The following is a 24,559-nucleotide window of genomic DNA, read 5'->3' as shown; positions in this document are numbered from 1 at the left end:
GAGACGATGAGCGACCTTTCTCCCCGCAAGACTTCCAGGCCGTCTTCCCGCACTGGCAAGCCCCAGGAACACGCCCCCAAGCCAGATCCGGCACGCCAGAGCCGTGCCGGCCGGCCGCGCGTGCGGCACGACGATCTGGCCGACACCTCGCAGCTGGCGCTGGAGGGCGAAGCGGGCGAAGACATCATCGTGCGCATCTACCAGACCGTGTTCGACAGCGTGATGAGCCAGCGCCTCACCCCCGGCACCAAGTTGCCGGAGGCGGCGCTGTGCGAACTGTTCGGGGTGGGCCGCACGGTGGTACAGAAGGCCTTGCAGAAACTGGCGCATGAACACATCGTCGAGTTGCGACCCAATCGCGGCGCCGTGGTGGCAATGCCCACTCCGGAAGAGACGCGCGAAATCTTCGAGGCCAGGCGCGCCCTGGAAGGCGCCATCATGCGGCTGGCCGTCAGCAATGCAACCCGCGCCGATCTGGCCAAGTTGCGCCGCCAGCTCAAGGAAGAACATCAGGTCATGCACAGCTATGCGCAGACGCACTGGGCACGTCTGGCCTCGTCCTTCCACATGCGGGTGGCCGAGGTGGCGCGCAATCCGACCTTACAGCGTTATCTGGGCGAGCTGGTATCACGCTGTTCACTGATCGTGGCCCTGCACGAGCCGGCCGGATATGCTGCCTGCGAGCATGACGAGCATACCCATATCGTCGACCTGATCGAACGCGGTGATGCCGAAGGAGCGGTGGCGGCGATGGAAGTGCATCTGCTCTCGCTGGAGGAGCACATCCATCTGGTGAGCGAGAAGAGCGGCAACAGTCTGGCGCGCATGCTGGGAATGGAATAGGCGCTTCATCAGCCCGGCGGCGCAGGTAAAAGAATGGCGGCCAGGACCGCTCCCTGCCGCCATTTTCACGTAGTGCGCTCAAGCTCAGAGCGTGACCGTTTCCTTCAGCGACTCGCGCGCCTGGGCGGCGATCTCGAAGGAATGCAGACGCGCCGCATGGTCGTAGATCTGCGCGGTGATGATGAGCTCGTCGGGCGCGTGTTCATTGATGAAGGCTTGCAGCCCTTCCTGCACGGTCTCGCGGTCTCCGACCACGGCGCAAGCAAGGGAGCGTTCGACGTGAGCCTGTTCGCCCGGCTGCCACAACGCATCGATATCCTCCACCGGCGGGCGCAACTGGCCGGGAGTGCCACGGATGAGATTGAGGAACTGCTGCTGCAGCGAGGTGAAGAGGCGCTCGGCTTCGCGCTGGGTATCGGCGGCGAAGACATTGAGCGCCAGCATCACGTAGGGCTTCTTGAGCGTGACCGAAGGCTTGAAGCGCTCGCGGTAGATCTGCACCGCCGACTTCATGAAGCCCGGCGCGAAGTGCGAGGCGAAGGCGAACGGCAAACCCAGTTCGGCTGCCAGCTGCGCGCTGAACATGCTGGAACCCAGCAGCCAGATTGGCACTTTCAGACCGCTGCCCGGAACGGCGCGCAGCGCCTGGTAGTCCGAGGGTTCATCGAAATATTCCTGCAGTTCCAGCACGTCCTGCGGGAAGTTCTCTGCGGTATCACCGCCCATGTGACGGCGCAGGGCACGCGCGGTGCGCTGGTCGGAACCGGGCGCACGGCCCAGGCCCAGATCGATGCGTCCGGGATAGAGCGACTCGAGCGTACCGAACTGTTCGGCAATGACCAGCGGCGAATGATTGGGCAGCATGATGCCGCCGGAACCGACGCGGATGGTCCTGGTGTTGGCCGCCACATGCGAGATCACCAGCGCCGTGGCGGCACTGGCGATGCCGGGCATGTTGTGATGCTCGGCCAGCCAGTAACGCCGGTAGCCCAGGGCTTCGGCGCGCTGCGCCAGTTCCTTGCTGTTGTTGAAGGCCTGGGCGGCGGTACTGCCCTGGTTGATCGGCGAAAGATCGAGGACGGAAAACGGAATCATGCGGCAATCCTTGTCGAGTCGGCACAGCCCTTGCAGGCCGTGCCGGTGGCCGGGTAGCTTCCCCGGAAATGGCGTACCGTGGTGCGTGGACTCAATCCAGCTTCACCACCAGCTTGCCGAAGTTCTTGCCTTGCAGCAGGCCCATGAAGGCTTCGGGGGCCTGCTCCAGGCCCTGCACCACGTCTTCGCGGTAACGCAGCTTGCCTTCTTTGAGCCAGGTGCCGACTTCCTGCTGGAAAGCGGCATACAGGTCGGGGCGGTTGACGTAGTAATCGAAGATGATGAAGCCCTGCACACGAATGCGCTGGGTCAGCAGGCGGCGCAGGATGGCGCTGCTCTCGGTGGCCAGGCTGCCACCGTTGTAGTGGGCGATCAGACCGCACACAGGCACGCGGGCGTGGATGTTGAGCAAGGGGATGACGGCATCGAGCACGGCGCCACCGACGTTCTCGAAATATACATCGATGCCACGCCCGCAGGCCGCCTTGAGTTGCTCGGCGAAGTCGGGCGCACGATGGTCGATGCAGGCATCGAAGCCCAGTTCCTTGACCGCCGATTCACACTTCTGCGCGCCACCGGCGATGCCGACCACATGGCAGCCACGCTGCTTGGCGATTTGTCCGACCAGCGAACCGACCGCGCCGGTGGCTGCGGCCACCACCACGGTTTCACCGGCGCGCGGCTGGCCGATGTCGATCAGGCCGGCGTAGGCGGTATAGCCGGGCATGCCCAGCACACCCAGCGCGTGCGAAGGATGGTCGAAGTCGGCCGGCAGCTTGTTGGCGCCGCTGCCGTCGGAGATGGCGTACTCCTGCCAGCCGGTGTAGGCCATGACGAGATCGCCTTCCTGGAAATCTGGATGACGTGAACTGACCACGCGCGAGACCACGCCAGCGGTCATGACGCCATCGATTTCCACCGGAGGAGCATAGGAAGGGGCATCGCTCATGCGGCCGCGCATGTAGGGGTCCAGCGAGAGCCATAGTCCACGCAGCAGCATCTGGCCGTCCTGCAACGGCGGGATGGCCACTTCTTCGAGACGGAAATTCTCGGCCGTGGGGGTCGTAGTCGGGCGCGAGGCGAGGACAATGCGGCGATTGGTCTTGGGTAGTTGGGTCATGGAAATCCTTTCCGTATTCGGTTCATGTTCGCTTCATCGAGCGTGTGGGCGACAGGCCGCGGGACTCTGTTACCGTGGAGCCACCAGCACGCGTCGCGTGACCAGCATGGCCGCTTCCATCGGCGCGCGGTCACGCCCGAGCCTGGACAGCAGACTGGCGCCCAGCCATTGCTGGTAAAGCATGGTGGCCGTGGCCTGCGGTTCCAGCACGGTATGCAGCGATCCTTCGGCGATGCCTTCCTCGATGCAGGCGGCGATGCGCCCGATGAAGCGCTGCGTGCCCTCGTGCAGGGCCTGTCGCATGTCGTCGGACAGGTCGGCGACTTCTGCGGAGAGCTTGACCACCAGGCAGCGCTGTTCGGCCTCCTGGCAGCATTGACTTTCCAGCCAATACCCCCAGTACGTCAGCAGACGCTGGCGGGCATCTTCGCCTTGACCCTGGCCGTGGTCGGACAGGGCATGGTCCAGCCGTTCCAGGTAGGCGGACACATAATGCTGGATCAGTTCGCGACCATATTGTTCCTTCGATCCGAAGTAATGATAGAAGGAACCCTTGGGAATCTGCGCCGCCGCCAGGATCTCCGCCAGACCGACGCCGGTATAGCCCTTCTGCGCGATGAGCGCATGGCCGGCTTGCAGGATGTGACGCTTGTTGTGATCGTAGTGTTCTCGCATGCGCTGCATTCTAACGGAAAATTAGACCGGTCGTCTAAGGCCGGTCTTTTTCGCGGATCAGCTTGATGCAGGCTGCTTGTGCGCGGACGGAAACAGCGGCAGGACCAGCATCGCCACGATGGCCGCGCCGATCCACACGGCGGCCCATCCGTGCCAGTGCAGCAGTACCGGAACCGCCTGCGCGGTCAGGAAGAACACACCGAAGACACAGCTGTTGCCCAGCCCCAGCGCCGTGCCGACCTGGGCCGGACCGGCGGCTACGGCCAGTTCGGTGTAGGCCACGCCATGCCAGGCGGAGACCACCACGCCGGCCGCTACCAGCACGCCGCCCAGCCAGGGTAGCGCAGCGGACATGCCGCTGAGCGAGGACATGCCGAGCAGCAGGAACAGCACCGCACTGCCCAATGCACAAGCCCGCAGATAAGGGCGGCGCTGGCCGCGCCGGTCGGTCCAGCGGCCACTGGCGATGCGCGCCACCGCCGCCCCCAGTTGCACCAGCGTGAGCAACACGCTCATGAGCAGCAGGCTGGCCTGCCCCACTTCATGCAGGAAGATGCCGCCGAAGCTGATCAGCGCCACCTGCGGCGCGCACAGCAAACCGGTGCCCAGCGCCAGCCGCCATACCAGCGCACTGCGCAAGGCCGATGCGGCAGGCTCCGGGGCTGCCTGCGAACGGGCCACCATGTCCGGTTCGCGCAGCCAGCACAGCACCAGCCCGCCACTGGCCAGGCACAGTGCCATCAGCAATCCGAATACCGCGCCAAAGCCCGCGCGGTCGGCCAGCGAGGGCAACAGCAAGGCACCGATACCGCCCCCCAGCGGTACGGCGGTCTGGCGGATACTCATGGCCAGGCCGCGTTCGCCTTCGCCGAACCAGGCCATGATGGCACGTCCGCTGGCGCCGTTGACACTGCCACCCAGCATACCCGCCAGCATGAGACCGCCATACAGCCACAGGATCGCCGATGCGCCCTGCGTCGGACGGGCCATCGCCATGAGCAGCAAGAGCGCGGCACTGGTGCCCAGCAGGCCCGCCAGCAGGACCTTGCGATCACCCAGGCGGTCGGTCAGTACCCCCCAGGGCAGTTCGCCCAGCGCCACGCCCAGGCTCAACAGGCCCAGCGCCAGTCCCAGTTGCGCATTGCCGAGTTGATAGTCATTGCGCAGCACCAGCGAGGTGACCGGGATGCCGGAAAACACCGCCGAAAAACTGGCGTTGGCGGCAACGCCGGCGGCCAGCACTTTCCAGCGATGTACGGAAGGAACGCCGGTGACTGTTGCGGGAGGGGTGGAGAGGATGGACAAGGCGGGCTCCGGTGGGGATCAGGCCTTGCAGTGTGCCGTGCAGGGGTATGGCTTAAATGTCATAATTCCGGCATTACCAGCCATTTGACGTTTTCTGCACCATGCCCGCGCGCGACATTGCCTTCCTCATTTTTGCCGATTGCAGCATGCTCGATTTCACCGGTCCGCTGTCGGCCTTCGATGCCGCCAACCGGGTCAGCGGGCGCGCGCTCTATCGGATCACGCTGCATTCCGAGCCGGGCGGCATGATCCGCAGTTCGGCGGGGGCGCTGATCCAGACCGAACGCATCGGTCGCGCCAGCTTCGATACCGTGGTGGTAGCAGGAGGCGGGGCACCGCGCGAAGGACTGGTGTCCGAAGGGCTGCGTCGCTACATCGTGCGCGCAGCCGGTCGCTCGCGCCGCATCGCCGGCGTGTGCACGGGCGCGTTCGTGCTGGCGGCAGCGGGCCTGCTCGATGGCAGGCGCGCCACCACGCACTGGCGCATGGCGGCCAAGCTGCAGCAGATGTATCCGCAGGTGAAGGTGGACAGCGAGCGCATCTATTCCTGTGATGGCAAGGTGTGGACCTCAGCGGGGATTTCCGCCGGGATCGATCTGGCCCTGGCGCTGATCGAGGAAGATCACGGTGCCGAACTGGCCAAGGCGGTGGCGCGCGAGCTGGTGGTGTATCACCGGCGTCCGGGCGGACAGTCGCAGTTCTCGGCCCTGCAGGAGATGGATGGTGGCTCGGAACGCATACGCCGCGCCCTCAGTTTTGCGCGCGCGCACCTGCATCAGGAAGTGAGCATCGACACGCTGGCCGAAGTGGCCTGTCTCAGCCGCCGTCAGTTCGATCGCAGCTTCGCGGCCGAGACCGGCCAGACCCCGGCACGTGCCATCGAACAGATGCGTGCAGAAGCGGCGCGGCTACGCATCGAGCAATCGCAGGACAGCCTGGAGAGCATCGCCCGCGCCACCGGCTTTGGCGATGCCGAGCGCATGCGGCGCGCCTGCCTGCGGCTGTTCGGACAACCGCCGCAGGCCATGCGACGCCTGGCGCGTCTGGACGATGCGCAATAGGCGGCGTCGGTTCAGCCTGCGGTCAGGCGTACGCGCGTGATCTCGGAAGGTGCCAGCAGTCGCTTGGGCGGCCCCCAGTAGCCGGTGCCCCGGCTGACATAGATCCACAGTCCCTGCAGGCGCTTGAGACCGGCCACATAAGGTTGCTGCAGCGGCACGAAGAAATTCCACGGGAAGAACTGGCCGCCATGCGTATGCCCCGAAAGTTGCAGGTCGAAGCCGGCCTCGACGGCGACGGTGGCGCTGCGGGGCTGGTGCGCCAACAGCACGCGCGGGTGGTCGGCGGGCGCGTTGGCAATGGCGGCATGCGGATCGCTGCGATGGGCTTCATCGAAATGATGAGCGGTGTAATCGGTCACACCGGCCAGCACCAGGCCCGCGCCGTCATGGCGCAGGACCACGTGTTCATTCATGAGCACCGTCACGCCCAGACGGCGCACCTCGTCTATCCATTCGTGGGCGTTGGAGTAGTACTCGTGATTACCCGTGACGAAGTAGGCACCATGCCGCGCGCGCAGTTGTGCCAGCGGTGCGGTGTGCGGCGCCAGCTGGTGCACGCTGCCATCGACCAGGTCGCCGGTGATGGCCACCACGTCCGGCTGCAGGGTATTGACCCGGTCGACGATGGCTTGCAGGTATGCTGCCTTGATGGTGGGGCCGACGTGAATATCGCTGATCTGGACGATGGTGAAGCCCTCCAGCGCCGACGGCAGGTTGGCAATCGGCACGCTGACCTCGACCACGGCGGCGGTGCGGCGGGCATTGAGATAGCCGATGACGGTGGCCGCTGCGGTAAGGGCCAGCACCAGCCAGGCGCTCAGCTCGATCATTTCGTGTTGCTGGATGGGCGACAGGTGCAACCAGGGCAGCGCCGCCAGCCCCAGCGCGCGCAACAGGGTCAGGAGCAAGGCCGAGGAAAACGCGCCCATGGCCAGCATGCCGGCCCAGGCCAGACGATCGGCTGCGGTTTCCGACAAACCGCGTCGCTTGAGGTAAGGCACGGCCAGCGCCACCGGCATCAGCAGGAAGGACAGCAACAGCACGACAGCGCCCAGCGTGATCCAGCCCGCCCGGGGAGTCAGTGCCGGCAGCAGTTGCCAGCCGATCCAGGCGTGCAGGGCGGCCAGCAGGCCGAGGACGGTGAACAGCGAGACGAGGCTACGGCGCATGGAAAACCTTTGAAAGAGGAGACATCGCCCGGGATTGCGAAGGCCGGCCTTGCTTGCCGGAAAGCTGAGATATGAAGGCTGCAGGGATGCTTTTCAAGCAATTCCTGCGAAAAACCTCGTAAATCCTGCCCAAAATGCCGCATCGGCAGACAGCAGAAACCGCCAGATGAAGAAAAAGTCGGCCACGGGCATGCAGGAAGACGCTCAGAGGAGGATAATATTGCTTCTATCCCCCCGTTTTTAATTCGCGCGACCTTGGCGGCACCTGCCGCATCGATGGCAAGAGCATCGACACCAGGCCGCGCCTGCATCATTGGAAGAGTTATTTTGAGTTCAAGCAAAACCAAACGCTGGCATGGCAATGTCGAGGCGATCAAACCCGAATTCCTCAACGGCGTGATCACCCAGATGAGCTCCTACGGCGACCGCGTCCATTTCAGCATGTTCGGTTCGGTGCAAAAGCCGCACTATGAAGTCATCAACAGCTTCGACAAGAAGATGGCCTTCGATGGCAATCACCACCTGCACCGTGCCGAAGAAACCGAATTCGGTCCCGGCAATGTGACGCCCATCTTCACCCTTGACCAGATCAAGCGCATCGTCGCCACCGGCGGCAGCGGCACTCGCAGCACCCCGCGCTCGGCGCGTGCCGCCTCGGCCCGCAGCGCCGGCGGCACAGCCCGTCCGACCACTGCCGCGGCCCGCGCGCGCGAAGCGGTCGATGGCGAGAAGTACGCCTACTTCAAGGCCAACCGCCACATGCTGCCCGATGAGATCAACCAGCATTCCGATGAGATCAGCAAGCTCATGCTCAATGGCATGTCGGCCGAGCAGGCTTTCGGCGAAGTGATTTCCAAGTACTTCGACTGAGACGGGACGACGGCATGGTCCGTCTGAACGGCCCTAAAAGGGAAATCAACATGGAAATGGCCGGAGCTTCGTCTCCGGCCATTTTCGTTGAGGCGCCCTGCTCTGCCGTTCAATCGATCAGTAGATTTCCGGCACCATCATGGTATCGGGTACCGGGTGGCGCTCGTAGTCCTCATGGCGCTCACGCTCGGGCAGTTGCACCGGCGCGTGCGGTACTTCCGCGTAGGGCATCTGTTGCAGCAGGTGGCTGATACAGTTCAGGCGTGCCTTCTTCTTGTCCACTGCCTGAACCACCCACCACGGCGCTTCCGGAATGTGGGTGCGCTCCAGCATCACTTCCTTGGCCTTGGTGTATTCCTCCCAGCGACGACGCGACTCCAGGTCCATGGGGCTCAGCTTCCACTGCTTGAGCGGATCATGAATGCGCGAGAGGAAACGCAGATGCTGTTCTTCATCGGTGATGGAGAACCAGTACTTGATGACCTGGATGCCGGCACGGGTCAACATGCGTTCGAACTCGGGCACGGAGCGGAAGAATTCCTCGTACTGTTCGTCGGTACAGAAACCCATCACCCTTTCCACACCCGCGCGGTTGTACCAGCTGCGGTCGAACAGCACGATCTCGCCGGCCGCCGGCAGATGCGATACATAACGCTGGAAGTACCATTGCGTGCGTTCGCGGTCGTTGGGTGCAGGCAGCGCAGCCACGCGGGCCACGCGCGGGTTCAGGCGCTGGGTGATGCGCTTGATCACGCCCCCCTTGCCGGCGGCGTCGCGTCCCTCGAAGACGATCACCACCTTGTGCCCGGTCTGTACCACCCAGTCCTGCAGCTTGACCAGCTCGCCCTGCAGGCGGAACAGTTCGCGGAAATACAGGCGACGGTATTCCTTTTCCTCGCTGCCATGGGCGCTGGAAAATTCACCGGTCACCGGATCGACGGTGCGGTCTTCCAGTTCCAGCTCCATTTCCTCGTCATAGCTGTCGGCCAGTTCGCGGTGGACGCGCTTGACCAGTTCTTCCTTATCCATCATGTCCTCGTGTGCAAGATAAAGTGGCGAACGCGGCACTTCCCTTCGCCTGAAAGTGCGTGACAACATACCTGCCCTTTGTGACCAAGACATGACAGGCGGATAACATCTCAACAGCAATACCGCCGGCCCTGCCCCTGAAGGTGCATCCTGCATCAACTGGCGGCCAAATGCCATGATGCCCTGCAGAACCTGCCGCACGAAAATACGCTATAGTCCCGAAAACGATTCCGGCATAAGAGCATGACACTTACAGAACTCAAATACATCGTGGCCGTCGCGCGGGAAAAGCATTTCGGCCATGCAGCAGAAGCTTGTTTCGTCGCCCAGCCCACGCTGTCGGTGGCCATCAAGAAACTGGAAGATGAGCTGGGCGTTGTCATCTTCGAACGCGGCGGCACCGAGGTCTCGGTCACTCCGCTGGGCGCGCAGATCGTGGCCCAGGCCGAGCGCGTGCTGGAGCAGACCGCCGCCATCAAGGAAATCGCCAACCAGAACAAGGATCCGCTATCGGGCCCCTTGCGTCTGGGCATCATCTACACGATCGGCCCCTACCTGCTGCCGTCGCTGGTCAAGACCATGATAGAGCGCGTGCCGCAGATGCCGCTGATCCTGCAGGAGAATTTCACCACGCGCCTGATCGAGCTGCTGCGCCAGGGAGAGCTCGATGCGGCCATCATGGCCCTGCCCTTCCCCGAGCACGGGCTCAACGTGACGCCGCTATACGACGAGCAATTCATGGTGGCGCTGCCGCGCCAGCACAAGTGGGCCGAGCGCAAGGAAATCGATGCGCGTGAACTCAAGAGCGAGACCATGCTGCTGCTGGGCAACGGCCACTGCTTCCGCGATCAGGTGCTGGAAGTCTGCCCGGAGATGTCGCGCTTCTCCACCAATGGCGATGGCATCGCCCGCACCTTCGAGGGGTCGTCACTGGAGACCATCCGTCACATGGTGTCCTCCGGTATCGGGGTGACCGTGTTGCCGCGCGCCTCCATTGCCGATGCCGACGCGCGCGACGGCATGGTGCGTTATGTTCCCTTCGTCGCGCCGGCCCCTTCGCGCCGCGTGGTCATCGCCTGGCGCAAGAGTTTTACCCGGCAGGCGGCCATCGATGCGGTGCATCAGGCGGTGCTGGCTTGCAAGCTCAATGGGGTGGAGATGCTCACCGAAGAGTCGGCCAGCGCGGCTTGATCCCTGCGTCAGCTTGCAAGGAAAAGGGGCCTCGCAATTGCGAGGCCCGTGTCATTTCTGCCAGTACGACGTGTTGGAACTCAGGTAATGCGATGCGTGCTCTTCACATCAAACCAATGCACATCCCCCGCGCCGAACGAAGCCCCGATCCGCTGACCGGTACTGACCGGCACATTGGCCGGGCAGCGCAGCACCAGCGGCTGTCCGCCACAGCGCGCATGCACCAGCAATTCCGCACCCAGCGCTTCGACCAGCTCCACCTCCAGTGACAGCTGCGCGGCCGAGCCGTCGAGGATGGGCAGCAGGTGTTCCGGCCGCACGCCCAGGATGCGCTCCTGGCCGGCCGCACCGGGCAGCGCCTGCGGCAGTCGCACGGTGGCGGCAGCCTCGCCCTTGCTGGCCTCGAAGCTGGCACCGTCAGCCGACAGCCTGCCCTCCAGCAAATTCATCGGCGGCGAACCGATGAAGCTGGCCACGAAAGTGGTGGCCGGACGTGCATAGACTTCAGCGGGCGTACCGATCTGCTCGGCCACGCCACGGTTCATCACGATCATGCGCTGGCCCAGGGTCATGGCCTCGACCTGATCGTGGGTGACATAGAGACTGGTGGTGCGCAGGCTGGCATGCAGCTTCTGGATTTCCAGACGCATCTGCACGCGCAGCTTGGCGTCCAGATTGGAGAGCGGTTCGTCGAAAAGGAATACGGCGGGCTTTCTCACGATGGCACGGCCCATGGCCACGCGCTGGCGCTGGCCGCCGGAGAGTTGGCGCGGGGTACGCTCCAGCAGCGCGCCGAGTTCGAGGATGGCGGCGGCGCGCTGCACGCGCTCGTCGATCTCGGCCTTGGACAGCCCCTGGATCTTCAGCCCGTAGGCCATGTTCTGGTACACCGTCATGTGCGGATACAAGGCATAGTTCTGGAACACCATGGCGATGTCACGCTCCTTGGGTTCCAGGTCATTGACCACGCGATCACCGATGACGATCTGTCCGCTGCTGATCTCTTCCAGCCCCGCGACCATGCGCAGGAGCGTGGACTTGCCGCAGCCCGAGGGACCGACCATGACGATGAATTCGCCATCGGCGATCTCGGCATCGATGCCATGGATGACGTCGACCGCCTTGGCGCCCGTGCCATAGGTCTTGCGAACTTGCTTGAGATGGATTGCTGCCATGGTTGTCAGTAGTTAAATGATATAAATTATTTCTCGGAATCGACCAGGCCCTTGACGAACCATTTCTGCATCAGCACCACCACCAGCCCGGGCGGAAGCATGGCCAGGATCATGGTGGCCATTACCAGGTTCCACTCGACGGCCGAATCGCCACCGGAAATCAAGGTCTTGATGCCGATGCCGATGGGATACATGCTGGTGTCGGTGGCGATGATGAGCGGCCACAGGTACTGGTTCCAGCCGTAGATGAACATGATCACGAACAGCGCAATGACATTGGTACGCGACAGCGGCCACAGCACATCCTTGAGGAAGCGCAGCGGCCCGGCACCATCAATGCGCGCGGCTTCGGCCAGTTCATCAGGCACCGTCAGGAAGAACTGGCGGAACAGGAAGGTGGCCGTGGCCGAGGCGATCAGCGGAATGCTCAGACCCGCATAGCTGTTGAGCATGCCCAGGTCGGAAACGACCTGGTAGGTCGGCGTGATGCGCACCTCCACCGGCAGCATCAGCGTGACGAAGATCATCCAGAAGAACAGCCCTCGCCCCGGAAAGCGGAAGTACACGATGGCAAAGGCCGAGAGCATGGAAATGGAGATCTTGCCGATGGCGATGATGAGCGCAGTGGCCAGGCTCACCCACAGCATGTGCAGCACCGGTGGTGCGCTCACCTGGCCGGATGCGCCCTTGAATAGCACCGCGCCGTAGTTGTTCAGAAATTCCCCGCCCGGCACCAGCGACAGCGGCGACAGCGCCGATTGCTCGGCGGTCTGGGTGCTGGCCACGAAGGCGACATACAGCGGGAAGAACACGATGAGTACACCCAGCACCAGCACCACATGGCTGAGGAAATCGAGGATGGGGCGACGTTCGATCATGCGGTCACCTCTTCGATCTGGAGGAAGAAAAGAGCGTTCATGGGAGCGGGCTTCATGCGTATTGCACCTTCTTTTCAACGTACTTGAACTGCACCACGGTCAGCAGGATCACCAGCGCCATGAGCACCACCGATTGCGCCGCCGAGCCGCCCAGGTCGCCGCCTCTGAAGCCGTCGGTGAAGACCTTGTAGACCAGGATCTCGGTATCCTTGCCGGGACCGCCGTGGGTGGTGGCATCGACGATGACGAAGGTATCGAAGAAGGCATAGACCACGTTGACCACGAAGAGGAAGAACGTGGTCGGCGAGATCAGCGGGAAGACGATGGTGAAGAAGCGCTTGACCGGCCCCGCGCCATCGATGGCGGCGGCTTCGATGAGCGACTTGGGAATCGACTGCAGGCCGGCCAGGAAGAACAGGAAGTTGTAGCTGATCTGCTTCCAGATGGCCGCGATGACGATGAGGATCATGGCATGCGTGCCATTGATCATGTAGTCCCAGGGCAGACCCAGCCAGGTCAGCACGTGCGAGAGGATGCCCAGGGAGGGACTGAGCAGGAACATCCACAGCACCCCGACCACCACCGGCGAGACCGCATAGGGCCAGATGAGGAAGGTCTTGTAGACCGAGGCGCCACGGCGCACACGGTCGGCGAAGACCGCCAGCAGCAAGGATAGCGCCAGGCCGAAGAAGGCCACCAGCGCCGAGAAGATGGCCGTGGTGCGGAAGGATTCGAGGTAGGTCGGGTCGGCGAAGAGGGTCTTGAAATTGTCGAGCCAGACGAATTCGGAATAGCCGCCGAAGGCATCCTGCAGCAGCATGGACTGATACAGCGCCTGCACCGCAGGCCAGAAGAAGAACAGCAAAGTGATGATGATCTGCGGTGCCACCAGCAGATAGGGCAACCACTTCGAGGTGAAGCGCGCGCGTTTTTCCACGATCGTTCCGGCCAGGGATCGCCTGGCCGCAGAGGTTGATTGAATCGGAATCGGATGTCAGCTTGCTGACATCCCAAAACGGAAGCCGACGTTGCCCTCCAGGATCGTGGAGGACAGCGCCGGTTCCTGTCCCGTCGTCGCGTTCAGGCCGGACGGGAGCTACTGCGCAAGGAAATTACTGGTTGCCCTTGTTGGCCTTCTCGAAACGGACCAGCAGTTCGTCGCCGCGCTTGACGGCGGAGTCCAGCGCTTCCTTGGCGGTCTTCTTGCCGGTCCAGACGTTTTCCAGTTCCTCGTCGAAGACGGTGCGGATCTGCGGATAATTGCCCAGGCGCAGGCCACGCGACTTCTCGGTGGTCTTGACGATCATCTGCTTGACGGCCACGTCGGTGCCCGGATTGCGCTCATAGAAACCGGAGCTCTTGGTCAACTCGTAGGCCGCCTTGGTGACCGGCAGGTAACCGGTATCCTGGTGCCACTTGGCGGCCACTTCCGGCTTGGAGAGGTAGCTGAAGAACTTGGCCACGCCCTTGTATTCATCGGCCTTCTTGCCGTTCATCACCCACAGCGAAGCGCCGCCGATGACGGTGTTCTGCGGGGCGCCCGGCACGTCGCTGTAGTACGGCAGCGGCGCCACGCCAAACTTGAACTTGGCGTTCTTGCGGATATCCGCGTAGGCCGAGGAAGAGCCGGTGATGATGGCGCATTCGCCCGCGTTGAACTTGGCGTTGGCCTCGTCCTTGCGGCCGGCGTAGGTGAAGTAGCCCTGCTTGGCCCAGTTCGACAGGTTCTCGATGTGGCGCACGTGCAGCGGGCTGTTCATCTTCAGGCGCGCATCCAGGCCGCCGAAGCCGTTGTTCTTGGTCGCCAGCTCAACATTGTGCCAGGTTGAAAACGATTCCAGATGCACCCAGGATTGCCAGGTCGTGGTGTAGACGCACGATGCGCCGCTGGCCTTGATCTTGGCGGCCATGCCGATGAATTCCTGCCAGGTGGCGGGCGGCTTTTCCGGATTCAGGCCTGCCTTGGCGAACATGTCCTTGTTGTAGAACATGATGGTGGTGGAGCTGTTGAAGGGGAAGGACATCATGCCCTTCGGGGTCGAGTAGTAACCGGCCACGGCGGGCACGTAGGCGTTCTGGTCGAACTTCTCGCCGGCCTGGTGCATCACTTCATAGACCGGTTTGACTGCGCCCTTGGCGTAGATCATGGTGGCGGTGCCCACTTCGAACACCTGCAGGATGTCGGGCGCGTTGCCGGCACGATAGGCGGCAATGGCGGCGGCCATCGATTCGTCGTAGGTCCCCTTGTAGACCGGCACGATCTTGTAATCGCTCTGGGTCTTGTTGAAGTCGTCAGCCAGGGCATTGACGCGTTCGCCCAGGGCGCCGGTCATGGAATGCCACCAGGAGATCTCGGTTGCGGCGAAGGCGGAGGATGTGATCGTCGCCAGGACACCGGTCGCGATCAGTGTTTTCATCATGTTCATCAGAGGGGACCTCTCGAAAAAAGGGGGTTTGATGCTAACAACGCTCCATGACAGCCGCGTTACATTAGCCGTACTGCTGGCTTTGGGCAAAGGAAATGCGTGTGGCCATGCAGCACGAAAACCGAAAACGTCTCAGGAAATGGGAATTGGTTTTTATTATTTCTGCTACGGATGCTACAGATGCTACGGATGCTGCCGCTACGACTGCCTCGCAACGCCGCGCCGCATCGGTCCCGGGACCGGCCCGGCCTGCCGTTGGCACACCAGAAAAAGCACGACGGTGCGAAAACGTCGTCGCGAATTATAATGCGGTCTTTCGATTTTGCGGACATTCCATGGACAGGCTCAGGCTTTACGCGCTGCTGGTGCGCGCCCACAAACCCATCGGCATCCTGCTCTTGTTGTGGCCCACCCTGATTGCCCTGTGGCTGGCGGCGGGCGGTGTGCCCGACTGGCGCATCCTGGTGATCTACGTGCTGGGCACGGTGCTGATGCGTTCGGCCGGCTGTGCCATCAACGACTACGCCGACCGCGACTTCGACCGCCATGTGAAGCGCACCGAACAACGTCCCCTGACCTCCGGCAAGATCAAGTCGTGGGAAGCCCTGATGGTGGCCGGTGTGCTGGCGCTGCTCTCGTTCCTGCTGATCCTGCCGCTCAATGCCTTGACGCTGCAGCTGTCGGTGGCGGCGGTCATCATCGCGGGCAGCTATCCGTATTTCAAGCGTTTCTTCGCCATCCCCCAGGCCTATCTGGGCATTGCCTTCGGCTTTGGCATTCCCATGGGCTTTGCCAGCGTGAGCGGCACGGTACCGCTGGCAGCCTGGGTCCTGCTGGTGGCCAACATCTTCTGGGCGGTGGCCTATGACACCGAGTATGCGATGGTGGACCGCGATGACGACCTCAAGATCGGCATCAAGACCTCGGCCATCACCTTTGGCCGCTACGATGTCGCCGCGGTCATGCTGTGCTACGGGGTGGCGCTGGCACTGATCTGGGTGGTCGGCCTGCAATACGGACTGGGGCTGTGGTTCTCGGCAGGGATGCTGGTGGCCTGCGGCTTTGCGGTGTATCACTACACGCTCATCCGCGAGCGCGACCGCATGCGCTGCTTCGCAGCCTTCAACAACAACAACTGGTTGGGCGCGGCCATCTTCGCCGGTGTCGCGCTGGATTACCTGATGCACTGATGCACTGATGTCCTCACGCACGCCAGGCGGTGACACTGTCTGGCCCAACAACAAAGGAGACGAGATGGAAGCGGAATTCTGGCTGGAACGCTGGCGCGACGGGCGGACACATTTTCACCAGGCGCGAGTGACGCCATTGCTGCAGAAGTACTGGCCGCAGCTGTCCCTGAGCGCGGGCAGCACGGTGCTGGTTCCCCTGTGCGGCAAATCGCTGGACATGCTGTGGCTGGCCGAACAGGGTCACCGTGTGCTGGGCGTGGAACTGTCGGAACTGGCCATCACGCAATTCTTCAGCGAGCATCAGCTGACGCCGGTGGTGCATGAAAGCAGGCAAGGCCGGCACTACGTGGCGGGCCAGATCGAACTGATCTGCGGCGACATCTTCGCACTCGACGACGCCACGCTGGCCGCCTGTGCCGGCGCCTACGACCGGGCGGCCCTGATCGCCCTGCCGCCGGAGATGCGCGCGCGTTACGTCGCGCAGATCTATGGACGCCTGCCGGCGCAGGCACGCAGCCTGTTGATCACGCTGGAATACGACCAGCAGAAGATGGACGGCCCGCCATTCTCGGTGAGCCAGGAAGAAGTCGCCACCCTGTACGCCCCGCACAGCGCGGTCGAGGCAATTGACCGGCGCGACATCCTGGAGAAGGAACCCAGGTTCCTGGAGCGCGGCCTGCTGGCGCTGGAAACGGTGGTTTATCGCCTGCAACGCCAGCGCTGAGGCCCTTTTCGCTCACACCTCAGCCGTGGTCCGCACCACCGTCACCCGGCTGATGAAGAATTCCCCGTCCACCACCACGCGAAACGGCACCCCGGCCACATTGAAGCCAGGGCCGCCCTCGTCGTCCCAGACCTGGGCTACGGCATCGAAGTCGCGCGGGGTCATCTGCAGCATCTGTGCGCTGATGACGAAGGTGGCGCCGGTCTTCTGCCGGCGCACGATGTCTTCCAGTTTGGCCATGTGGATTCCTGATTCTGTCCTGCGTTGCGGCGCCAAGCGCCGGCGCCGGTCTCAGCGCGCCGGCAGCAGCGCCATCACGTTGACCGGCTTGCCGTTGCGGCGGATTTCAAAATACAGCTTGACCTTGTTGGTGTCGCTGTTGCCCATGGTGGCGATCTGCTGGCCACGCGTGACCATCTGGCCTTCCTTGACCGTGATCGTCGCATTGTGCGCATACACCGACAGCAGTTGCGGTGTGTGCTTGATGATCACCATGTTGCCGTAGCCGCGAATGCCGTGACCGGCATAGGTGACCTTGCCGGCCGCCGCCGCCACCACCGGCTGCCCCTGGCTGCCGACGATGTCAATGCCCTTCTTGTAGCTGTCGGCACTGGGCGCGGACTTGCCCTGGGTGGGCCACATCCAGTCCAGTCGGGCATCGGCCGGGGCCGGTGCATCGTCCTCCTCATGCGACTTTGACGATGGTTTGGCCGCCGGCCTGCCGGTACTCTTGCGCGAGGCGCTGGCGGCGCCAGGCGAGGATGCCGTCGGCCGCGGCGTCTGCCCGGCACCGGTGCGGGCGACCACGCCGACCGGCGGACGCACCAGCAGGCGCTGGCCGACATCCAGATCATCGGGATTGCGCAGGCGGTTCCAGGCCCGCAGGTTGGCCGGACTCTGGTCGAAGTCGCGACCGATGCTGTAGAGCGTGTCACCTCGCCTGACCGTGTAATAGCCATCGCTGTCGGCCGTGGAAGCGCAGCCGGAGAGCAGCAGGGTCGAGACCAGCGGCAAGGCCGCCAGCGCACCGAGGAAGCGGTAAGCCTGTCCCATCAGGCCTTGCCGAATTCGTCGCCCAGCTCCTTGCTGCGGTGGGCGGCGGCTTGCAGGGCATCGACGATGGCCGCCTTCACGCCCGCTTGCTCCAGGCTGGTCAATGCAGCATAGGTGGTACCGCCCTTGGAAGTGACGCGCTCGCGCAGCGTGGCCACCGATTCATCGGAACGGCGCGCCAGTTCGGTAGCGCCGGCAAAGGTGGCCTTGGCCAGTTGCAGGCCGTCTTGCGCGGACAGGCCCAACTGGGCGGCGGCCTGCTCCATCGCTTCGAGGAAATAGAACACGTAGGCCGGACCACTGCCCGACACGGCTGTCACCGCATCGAGCTTTTCTTCGCTGTCGAGCCACAGGGTTTCGCCCACGGCCTTGAGGATGGAATCGGCCTGCGCGCGCTGCAGGGTCGAGACCTGCGCATGCGGCACCACGCCGGAAATGCCACGGCCGATCAGGGCCGGAGTGTTGGGCATGGCGCGCACGATGGCCTGATGACCATCCAGCCAGCGCGACAGGTCCACCATGCGGATGCCCGCGGCAATCGAGACGATCAGTTGGGCAGCGATGAAGGGCTTGAGACTGGCCACCACCCCGCGCATCTGCTGCGGCTTGACCGCCAGCACCACCACATCCGCATGGGCGATGCTGCCATCGATGGACTGCGCGGTGCTCACGCCAAACTTGTCCTTGAGCGCCTGCAGCGCATCGGCATTGAGGTCGACCACGTGGATGTCTTCTGCTGCGGCGACCTTGCCGGCCAGTCCGCCGATCAAGGCCGCTGCCATGTTGCCGCCGCCGATAAACGCAATCTTCACTTCTGCTCCTTGTGTCTTGTGTGAGGCTGATGATGATGGGTTGAAAACTTCATACGGGCTGTTTCACCCGTAATGCCGCGCCCCGAAAATGGCGCTGCCGATACGCACGATGGTGGCCCCTTCGGCCACTGCCGCGGCCAGATCGGCCGACATGCCCATGGACAGAGTATCGAGCGCCAGTCCGCTGGTGCGCAATTGTTCATAGAGCCCCCGAACCGCAGCAAAGGCGGCGCGCTGTTGCTTCATATCGTCGCTGGGGGCCGGTATCGCCATCAGCCCGCGCAGACGCAAACGAGGCAGTTGCGCCACCTGGGCCGCGACCTCGGGCAACTCCTGCGGACTCAGGCCGCTCTTGCTCTGTTCGGCACTGATGTTGACCTGCAGACAAATATCCAGCGGTGCCAGTTCCGCCGGTCGCTGCTCGGACAGGCGCTGCGCGATCTTGAGCCGGTCCACCGAATGCACCCAATCGAAGTGCTCGGCGATGGGCCGGGTCTTGTTGCTCTGAATGGGACCGATGAAATGCCAGGCCAGCGGCGTATCCGGTACCAGAGTCGGCAGCGCGGCGATCTTGTCGAGCGCTTCCTGCAGATAATTCTCACCGAAGGCACGCTGGCCGGCCGCGACGGCTTCGGCCACCGCCTCCGGACCAAAGGTCTTGGAGACCGCCAGCAGCTGGACCGAGGAGGGTGAGCGCCCGGCCTGGCTGGCCGCCTGGGCGATCTGTTGTTGCACGTGTTGCAAGTGTTGAGCGATTGACGACATAATCCGGGAGCCGGAAGGGGCGAGCCTGCAGGGAGATAACGATATTGTTGGTCCAACCTTGTCGGGATTATAAATGGACATTGCCACCCTACTGGCATTTGCCGTCAGGAATCAAGCTTCCGATCTGCATCTTTGTGCCGGGCTGGCCCCTCTGCTGCGGGTCCATGGGGCGATTCGGCGCATCAATCTGCAGCCGCTGGATGGCCCGCAACTGACGCAGGCCCTGCTGGCGGTGATGCCGGCGTCGCTGCAAGCGCAGTATCGCGCCGGTGCCGATTGCGATTTCGCGCTGACGCTGGGCGGACTGGGCCGCTTTCGCGTTCACGCCTTCCGGCAGCAACGCGGTCCGGCGGCGGCCATTCGTCCGCTGGGCCAACAGCCGCCCGCACTGGCCGAGCTGGATGCACCGGCCTGCTGCGCCGACCTGGCCGGGCGCGCGCACGGCCTGGTGCTGGTGAGCGGACCGACCGGATCGGGCAAGAGCAGCACCCTGGCGGCCATGGTCCGGCTCATCAATGAGACGCGCCCGGTCCATATCCTCACGCTCGAAGATCCCATCGAATTCCTGCATGCGCCGTGCCGCGCGCTGGTGACCCAGCGCGAAATCGGTACCCATGTCCCCAGCTTTGCGCAGGCCCTGCGCGCGGCCTTGCGCGAGGATCCGGATGTCCTGCTGGTGGGCGAACTGCGTGATACGCCCACCATCCGCCTGGCGCTGAGTGCGGCCGAAACCGGTCATCTGGTCCTGGCCACGCTGCATGCCGCCTCCGCCGCCCGCGCAGTCGACCGTATCATCGATGCCTTCCCCGAAGGTGAAAAGGACACCGCTCGCGGCCTGCTGGCCGAGGCATTGCAGGCAGTGATCGCCCAGATCCTGCTGCCGGACATCACCGGCGCTGCGCGGGTCGCGGCCCATGAGGTGCTGGTGGCCACGGCGGCGGTGCGCAATCTGATCCGCGAAGGACGCAGCGCGCAACTGCTCTCGGCCATGCAGGCCGGTGCCGCGCAGGGCATGCAGACGCTGCAGGCCAGCCTGGCCCTGCTGCTGCAACAGGGCCGCATCAGCGCGGCAACGGCGCGGGAACAGGGCCTGTCGGCCTGAGCCCGCCCGGACGCTCACAAGCAGGCGCGGGCGCTGCGGTTTAGAATGGCGGCCACAACGATGCTAGCCCCGAGGAACAGTCCATGACCACTCTCTACGATTTCCAGCCCAAGCTGGCCGACCAGACGCCCTTTTCCCTGGAACAGCTGCGCGGCAAGGTGCTGCTCATCGTCAATACCGCCAGCAAATGCGGCTTCACCCCGCAATACAACGGCCTGGAAGCCATCCACCGTCAGTTCCACCCACGCGGACTGGAAGTGATGGCCTTCCCCTGCAACCAGTTCGGCGCGCAGGAGCCCGGCAATGCCGAGGAAATCGGCGCCTTCTGCGAAAAGAATTACGGTGTGAGCTTTCCCCTGTTTGCCAAGATCGATGTCAATGGCGAACAGGCCGATCCGCTGTATCAGTACCTGAAGAAGGAAGCCCCGGGTCTCTTGGGCAGCAAGGCCATCAAGTGGAATTTCACCAAGTTCCTGGTACGCCGCGATGGCAGCGTCTTCAAGCGCTACGCGCCGCAGACCCGTCCCGAGGAAATGATTTCCGATATCGAAACACTGTTGGCCGAATAAGTCCGTCCGTCTTTCAGGGCAGCGCGCGGATGATCTGGTAGGCCGCGTCGTGCACCGGCACGAAATGCGTGGCGCGCAGGCTGTCCAGGGTCAGCTTCACGCGCAGCGCGTTCTTGTCCAGGAACACCTCGCGGATCTTCTTGCGGATATCGGCGCACAGCTGGCCGCGATAGACGAAGGGATCGAAGGGAATCGCCCCCGAGCGCCACAGCACGCGTACATCGCTTTTTCTGAGCTGGCCGTCGCTGATCATGCGCGAGAGATTGGTGCTGGCCACAAAGGCCGCATCGGCATTGTGGTTCAACACGGCCATGACGGATCGCTCATGATTGCCGGAATAGCCGATGCGCGAAAAATAGCGCTCGAACTGCAGCTTGTACTGGCGCGCAAACAGATGGCGCGGGATCAGCGCGCCCGAGGTACTGTCCGGATCGGCCAGCGCCAGTACCCGGCCCTTGAGCGAGGCCACGCTGTCATAGGGCCCCTGCTGGCGCGTGATGAGCAGCGAGTAATACACCGATGACACCCCGCCCTGCGCAGCGAAATTGGGCTCCACCTGCTCCATCGAGGCAAAGGGCGTGATCTGCGGATCGCCCTTGTGTGCCGTCACGTAGGAGGCCGGCCCCAGCCGCGCCACATCGACGGCACCGGCCATGAGTCCCTCGATGACACCGCCGTAGGAAGTGGGGATGATCACGTCCACCGGCATCTTCAGGCGTTCGCGCAATTCGTCCACCAGCGGACTGAGCGCCGTCTGCTGGTCGAGGTCGCGGCCCTGCGGCACGAAGGAGAAGCGCAGCCGCTGCGGCCGTTCGCAGGCCGCGCGAGCGCCGGCCAGGACCGGTGCCGCGGGCAGCAGCATGCAGGCCGCACCTGCGGCCAGCACCAGGGTGGCGAAGTGGGTCTTCATGAGATATCGAACCTGCCTTTCTGCAAGAGCGGCACCAGTTGCGCGGCCGCGACCGGACGCTGCAGATAGAAGCCCTGCACTTCGTCGCAGCCCATCAGTTTGAGGTGCATCAGTTGCTCGCGCGTCTCCACGCCCTCGGCCACCACCTTCAGTCCGAGATTGCGCGCCAGCGAGACGGTGGAAGCGACGATCATGCCGTCGCTGTTGTCGTTGCGGATGTCACGCACGAAGGAGCGATCGATCTTCAGCGCCACCACCGGCAGCGCCTTGATATGACTGAGACTGGAATAGCCCGTGCCGTAGTCATCCAGATAGATGCGCAAGCCTTCGTCGCGCAGCTTTTCCAGGGTCTGGCGCGCCTGCTCCAGGTCGGCAATGAAACAGCTTTCGGTGACCTCGATCTCCAGCCACTGCGCACTGAGCTGGTGGCGCTGCAAGGCCTCGCGCACGGTCGCAATGAGGCGTTCATCATTGAGCTGCTTGGCCGACACGTTGATGGCCACCGGCACCAGGGGCAGGCCATCGGCGCGCCATTGCGCCAGCTGGCGGCATACGGCTTCGATGATCCAGTGGCCCAGCGGTTGCACCAGGTCATGGGTCTCGGCCAGGCCGATGAATTCGCCCGGATAGATCAGACCGTGCTCGGGATGCTGCCAGCGGATCAGGGCTTCCATGCCGACCACGCGATAGTCCTGCAACTCGACCTTGGGTTGATAGTGCAGGCAGAATTCGTTTTCCTTGAGCGCCTGGCGAAAGCGCCCCAGCAACTCCAGCCCGCGCACCGCAATCGCATTGAGCGAGGCATCGTAGAAGCGGTACAGGCCGCTGCCGGCGTTCTTGGCGCTGTACATGGCCGAATCGGCGTTGGTCATCAGGGTGGCGATGTTCTGGCCATCGCGAGGGTAGAGGGCGATGCCGATGCTGGGCGTGGTTTCCACATCGCAGCCCAGCAGATCGGGATAGGGAGCGCGCAGGGTTTCAACCAGCTTGTCGGCGATCTCGGCGACGACTTCCTCGCTGCGGATTTCCGAGACCAGCACCACGAATTCATCCCCGCCCAGGCGCGCCACCAGGTCGTATTCGCGCACGGCTGCGCGCAGCCGACGCGCCACTTCCTGCAGCAGCGCATCGCCCACGGCATGACCGAGGGTATCGTTGATGAGCTTGAACTTGTCCAGGTCGAGAAAGAACAGCGCATACAGATTGCGGCTGCGACGCGCCCGCGAAAGTTCGGTGGTGGCCAGTTCGTAGAACAGCATGCGATTGGGAATGCCGGTCAGGTAGTCATGCGAGGCCAACTGGTAGGCGCGACTCTTTTCCTCTTCAAGCTGCTGGATCAGGCCGCTCTTCTCCCGTTCGGAATAGCGCAGTTGCTCATAGAGGAAGCGGCGCCGGTGGGCCATGCCGATCAGACCGCCCGAGAGGACCAGCACCAGCATGGAAATCAGGATGGCCTGCAAGACATACTGCCGGTGCGCCGGCCACAGCTTGCCCAGCAGCACCTGCTGGTCGCGGCTGACCACCACCGCCAGCGGATAATGCGCCAGCCGCCGCTGCACGCCGACATGCTGGGCGACATCGCCCGGACGTAGTGCATGGATGAGTCCGTCACCCTTGCCGGTCAGCAGGAAGGTGGCGTATTCCTGGCCGGCGTAATCGGAGCCGCCCGAGAGGATGCCTCCGGCCAGCTCGGCCAGCTGCAGCCCGGCGGTGTTGATGATCTCGATGCGGCTGGAGCCGTCCACGCTGACTTCTTCGTAGGTCTTGAGGAAATAACCGAGATCGAGAATGGCCGCGAAGAAGCCCTGTAGCCTGCCCTTGCCGTCCTGCAAGGGGATGAGCAGCGGCACGCGCCAGCTGTAGCCATCGCGGTTCAGGGGCGGCGTGATGATCATCTGACCGTGTTCGCCGGTGCTGGTGAGCGTGCTCATGAATCCGGCATTGATGAGACGACTCAGTTCTGGCTCGCTCTTCTGTCGTGCCGAGGAATAGACCAGCCGTCCGCGCGCATCGAACATGGCCACGCGCAGATAGGCAGAATCGCCATTGAAGAGGGGATTGAAATAGGCCGACGAGGATTGCTCGCCATTGAGCATGGACTGCCCGATGCGCGAATACAGCAGGGTCTTGCCCAGTACCTCATCCAGATTGGCCGAGACGATGGCAGCCACGTTGCGGCTGTCGGCGATGGACGCGGCGATGGCCAGCTGCTTTTCGTTCTCGATGCGGATGAGGGTGAAGTACCACAGCAGCGACAGCGCCCCGGCAGCGAGCAGCACCATTCCCGCCGACACGCCCCTGCCCGCGAGCAGTCTGGTCAGCAGCCCTTGCGGCTCGAACGATAACGGCTTACGCAATCCCCACTCGCTTGATTGTGGCGCCTTGAGTGACGCCTTCGCTTGTCCCTTTATGATCCGGCGAGGGTAACGGGCATTTATTTCAAGTGAATGACAAGCGCACGAGCATTAAGAGAAATTTAATGCTGGCCAGCGCGCCGCGGGGAGCGCACTGATCTGGGCCCAGGAAGGAGGCGAATGATTTATAGAACCCATTTCATCAATAGGCGTGAGTGCGAGCGAGTCCCGTTTGGGATGAAG

General features: G+C 63.4%; 24 protein-coding genes. 8 read left to right on the top strand and 16 right to left on the bottom strand.

Going from position 1 to position 24,559, the window contains the following annotated elements; translation table 11 throughout:
* Window positions 1–6: 6 nt before the first annotated feature.
* Entirely contained in the window at window positions 7–843 is an 837-nt protein-coding gene (locus ACODSZ_RS12810) for a GntR family transcriptional regulator (protein WP_488927728.1), read from the top strand.
* A gap of 84 nt (window positions 844–927) precedes the next feature.
* On the opposite strand, the gene ACODSZ_RS12805 is transcribed toward ACODSZ_RS12810, so the two are convergent.
* The 4 genes from ACODSZ_RS12805 to ACODSZ_RS12790 form a co-directional block, all read right to left on the bottom strand.
* Complete coding sequence (locus tag ACODSZ_RS12805) at window positions 928–1,938, bottom strand: LLM class flavin-dependent oxidoreductase (RefSeq protein ID WP_488927727.1); 1,011 nt, start codon at window positions 1,936–1,938, stop codon at window positions 928–930.
* A 91-nt stretch (window positions 1,939–2,029) separates the two neighbouring features.
* On the bottom strand, window positions 2,030–3,058 hold the full coding sequence (locus ACODSZ_RS12800) for an NADP-dependent oxidoreductase (RefSeq protein ID WP_488927726.1): 1,029 nt from the start codon (window positions 3,056–3,058) through the stop codon (window positions 2,030–2,032).
* 69 nt (window positions 3,059–3,127) lie between these two features.
* The gene (locus tag ACODSZ_RS12795) at window positions 3,128–3,733 is read right to left on the bottom strand and encodes a TetR/AcrR family transcriptional regulator (RefSeq protein WP_008331792.1); all 606 of its coding nucleotides are present in this window, start codon (window positions 3,731–3,733) and stop codon (window positions 3,128–3,130) included.
* A gap of 57 nt (window positions 3,734–3,790) precedes the next feature.
* Window positions 3,791–5,038 (bottom strand): MFS transporter, encoded by a 1,248-nt coding sequence (locus ACODSZ_RS12790; protein ID WP_488927725.1) that lies wholly within the window; start codon window positions 5,036–5,038, stop codon window positions 3,791–3,793.
* Window positions 5,039–5,139: 101 nt separating this feature from the next.
* On the opposite strand from ACODSZ_RS12790, the gene ACODSZ_RS12785 reads away from it, so the two are divergent.
* Window positions 5,140–6,099, top strand: coding sequence for a GlxA family transcriptional regulator (locus ACODSZ_RS12785; protein WP_008331796.1), 960 nt, complete (start codon window positions 5,140–5,142; stop codon window positions 6,097–6,099).
* A gap of 11 nt (window positions 6,100–6,110) precedes the next feature.
* Here ACODSZ_RS12785 and ACODSZ_RS12780 read toward each other — a convergent pair whose 3' ends face one another.
* Window positions 6,111–7,268 carry a metallophosphoesterase gene (locus ACODSZ_RS12780; RefSeq protein WP_175344629.1) on the bottom strand — a complete coding sequence of 386 codons (1,158 nt, stop codon included), beginning with the start codon at window positions 7,266–7,268 and terminating at the stop codon, window positions 6,111–6,113.
* 327 nt (window positions 7,269–7,595) lie between these two features.
* Here ACODSZ_RS12780 and ACODSZ_RS12775 point away from each other — a divergent pair, with 327 nt between their 5' ends.
* Window positions 7,596–8,138: a hypothetical protein gene (locus ACODSZ_RS12775; protein ID WP_241820955.1), complete on the top strand. Its 543-nt coding sequence runs from the start codon at window positions 7,596–7,598 to the stop codon at window positions 8,136–8,138.
* Window positions 8,139–8,255: 117 nt separating this feature from the next.
* Here ACODSZ_RS12775 and ppk2 read toward each other — a convergent pair whose 3' ends face one another.
* Window positions 8,256–9,167, bottom strand: coding sequence for a polyphosphate kinase 2 (gene ppk2 / locus ACODSZ_RS12770; RefSeq protein ID WP_488927797.1), 912 nt, complete (start codon window positions 9,165–9,167; stop codon window positions 8,256–8,258).
* A 243-nt stretch (window positions 9,168–9,410) separates the two neighbouring features.
* On the opposite strand from ppk2, the gene ACODSZ_RS12765 reads away from it, so the two are divergent.
* Complete coding sequence (locus tag ACODSZ_RS12765; RefSeq protein ID WP_008331807.1) at window positions 9,411–10,358, top strand: LysR substrate-binding domain-containing protein; 948 nt, start codon at window positions 9,411–9,413, stop codon at window positions 10,356–10,358.
* Between the two features lie 80 nt (window positions 10,359–10,438).
* On the opposite strand, the gene ACODSZ_RS12760 is transcribed toward ACODSZ_RS12765, so the two are convergent.
* From ACODSZ_RS12760 to ugpB, 4 genes are all read right to left on the bottom strand, one after another.
* On the bottom strand, window positions 10,439–11,533 hold the full coding sequence (locus ACODSZ_RS12760; protein WP_488927724.1) for a sn-glycerol-3-phosphate import ATP-binding protein UgpC: 1,095 nt from the start codon (window positions 11,531–11,533) through the stop codon (window positions 10,439–10,441).
* A gap of 26 nt (window positions 11,534–11,559) precedes the next feature.
* Window positions 11,560–12,411 carry a sn-glycerol-3-phosphate ABC transporter permease UgpE gene (ugpE, locus tag ACODSZ_RS12755; RefSeq protein WP_008331809.1) on the bottom strand — a complete coding sequence of 284 codons (852 nt, stop codon included), beginning with the start codon at window positions 12,409–12,411 and terminating at the stop codon, window positions 11,560–11,562.
* A 52-nt stretch (window positions 12,412–12,463) separates the two neighbouring features.
* Entirely contained in the window at window positions 12,464–13,348 is an 885-nt protein-coding gene (ugpA, locus tag ACODSZ_RS12750) for a sn-glycerol-3-phosphate ABC transporter permease UgpA (RefSeq protein ID WP_008331810.1), read from the bottom strand.
* A gap of 175 nt (window positions 13,349–13,523) precedes the next feature.
* The gene (ugpB, locus tag ACODSZ_RS12745; RefSeq protein ID WP_175344631.1) at window positions 13,524–14,837 is read right to left on the bottom strand and encodes a sn-glycerol-3-phosphate ABC transporter substrate-binding protein UgpB; all 1,314 of its coding nucleotides are present in this window, start codon (window positions 14,835–14,837) and stop codon (window positions 13,524–13,526) included.
* A 335-nt stretch (window positions 14,838–15,172) separates the two neighbouring features.
* On the opposite strand from ugpB, the gene ubiA reads away from it, so the two are divergent.
* Window positions 15,173–16,027, top strand: coding sequence for a 4-hydroxybenzoate octaprenyltransferase (gene ubiA / locus ACODSZ_RS12740; RefSeq protein ID WP_299530488.1), 855 nt, complete (start codon window positions 15,173–15,175; stop codon window positions 16,025–16,027).
* A 64-nt stretch (window positions 16,028–16,091) separates the two neighbouring features.
* Window positions 16,092–16,751, top strand: coding sequence for a thiopurine S-methyltransferase (locus ACODSZ_RS12735; RefSeq protein ID WP_488927723.1), 660 nt, complete (start codon window positions 16,092–16,094; stop codon window positions 16,749–16,751).
* A 12-nt stretch (window positions 16,752–16,763) separates the two neighbouring features.
* On the opposite strand, the gene ACODSZ_RS12730 is transcribed toward ACODSZ_RS12735, so the two are convergent.
* The 4 genes from ACODSZ_RS12730 to ACODSZ_RS12715 all read right to left on the bottom strand — a co-directional run bounded on the left by ACODSZ_RS12730 (window position 16,764) and on the right by ACODSZ_RS12715 (window position 19,381).
* Window positions 16,764–16,991 carry a hypothetical protein gene (locus tag ACODSZ_RS12730; RefSeq protein ID WP_008331814.1) on the bottom strand — a complete coding sequence of 76 codons (228 nt, stop codon included), beginning with the start codon at window positions 16,989–16,991 and terminating at the stop codon, window positions 16,764–16,766.
* Window positions 16,992–17,042: 51 nt separating this feature from the next.
* Window positions 17,043–17,804, bottom strand: a complete 762-nt coding sequence (locus ACODSZ_RS12725) for a peptidoglycan DD-metalloendopeptidase family protein (RefSeq protein ID WP_008331815.1) — start codon at window positions 17,802–17,804, stop codon at window positions 17,043–17,045.
* Window positions 17,804–18,616: a pyrroline-5-carboxylate reductase gene (gene proC, locus ACODSZ_RS12720; protein WP_488927722.1), complete on the bottom strand. Its 813-nt coding sequence runs from the start codon at window positions 18,614–18,616 to the stop codon at window positions 17,804–17,806. Before proC ends, ACODSZ_RS12725 begins: the two co-directional genes overlap by 1 nt.
* 63 nt (window positions 18,617–18,679) lie before the next feature.
* On the bottom strand, window positions 18,680–19,381 hold the full coding sequence (locus ACODSZ_RS12715; RefSeq protein ID WP_008331819.1) for a YggS family pyridoxal phosphate-dependent enzyme: 702 nt from the start codon (window positions 19,379–19,381) through the stop codon (window positions 18,680–18,682).
* A 73-nt stretch (window positions 19,382–19,454) separates the two neighbouring features.
* Between ACODSZ_RS12715 and ACODSZ_RS12710 the strand changes: the two genes are divergently transcribed.
* A complete protein-coding gene (locus ACODSZ_RS12710) occupies window positions 19,455–20,483 on the top strand; it encodes a type IV pilus twitching motility protein PilT (protein WP_488927721.1) in 1,029 nt (342 codons plus the stop codon).
* Between the two features lie 83 nt (window positions 20,484–20,566).
* On the top strand, window positions 20,567–21,052 hold the full coding sequence (locus ACODSZ_RS12705; protein ID WP_008331823.1) for a glutathione peroxidase: 486 nt from the start codon (window positions 20,567–20,569) through the stop codon (window positions 21,050–21,052).
* Between the two features lie 13 nt (window positions 21,053–21,065).
* Here the strand turns inward: ACODSZ_RS12705 and ACODSZ_RS12700 are convergent, their stop codons facing one another.
* Complete coding sequence (locus ACODSZ_RS12700; protein ID WP_488927796.1) at window positions 21,066–21,914, bottom strand: phosphate/phosphite/phosphonate ABC transporter substrate-binding protein; 849 nt, start codon at window positions 21,912–21,914, stop codon at window positions 21,066–21,068.
* Window positions 21,915–21,958: 44 nt separating this feature from the next.
* Complete coding sequence (locus ACODSZ_RS12695; protein ID WP_488927795.1) at window positions 21,959–24,244, bottom strand: bifunctional diguanylate cyclase/phosphodiesterase; 2,286 nt, start codon at window positions 24,242–24,244, stop codon at window positions 21,959–21,961.
* Window positions 24,245–24,559 lie beyond the last annotated feature (315 nt).

The sequence above is a fragment of the Herbaspirillum sp. FG34 genome, from assembly GCF_057809315.1.
This window is presented reverse-complemented; position numbering and strand designations above follow the sequence as displayed.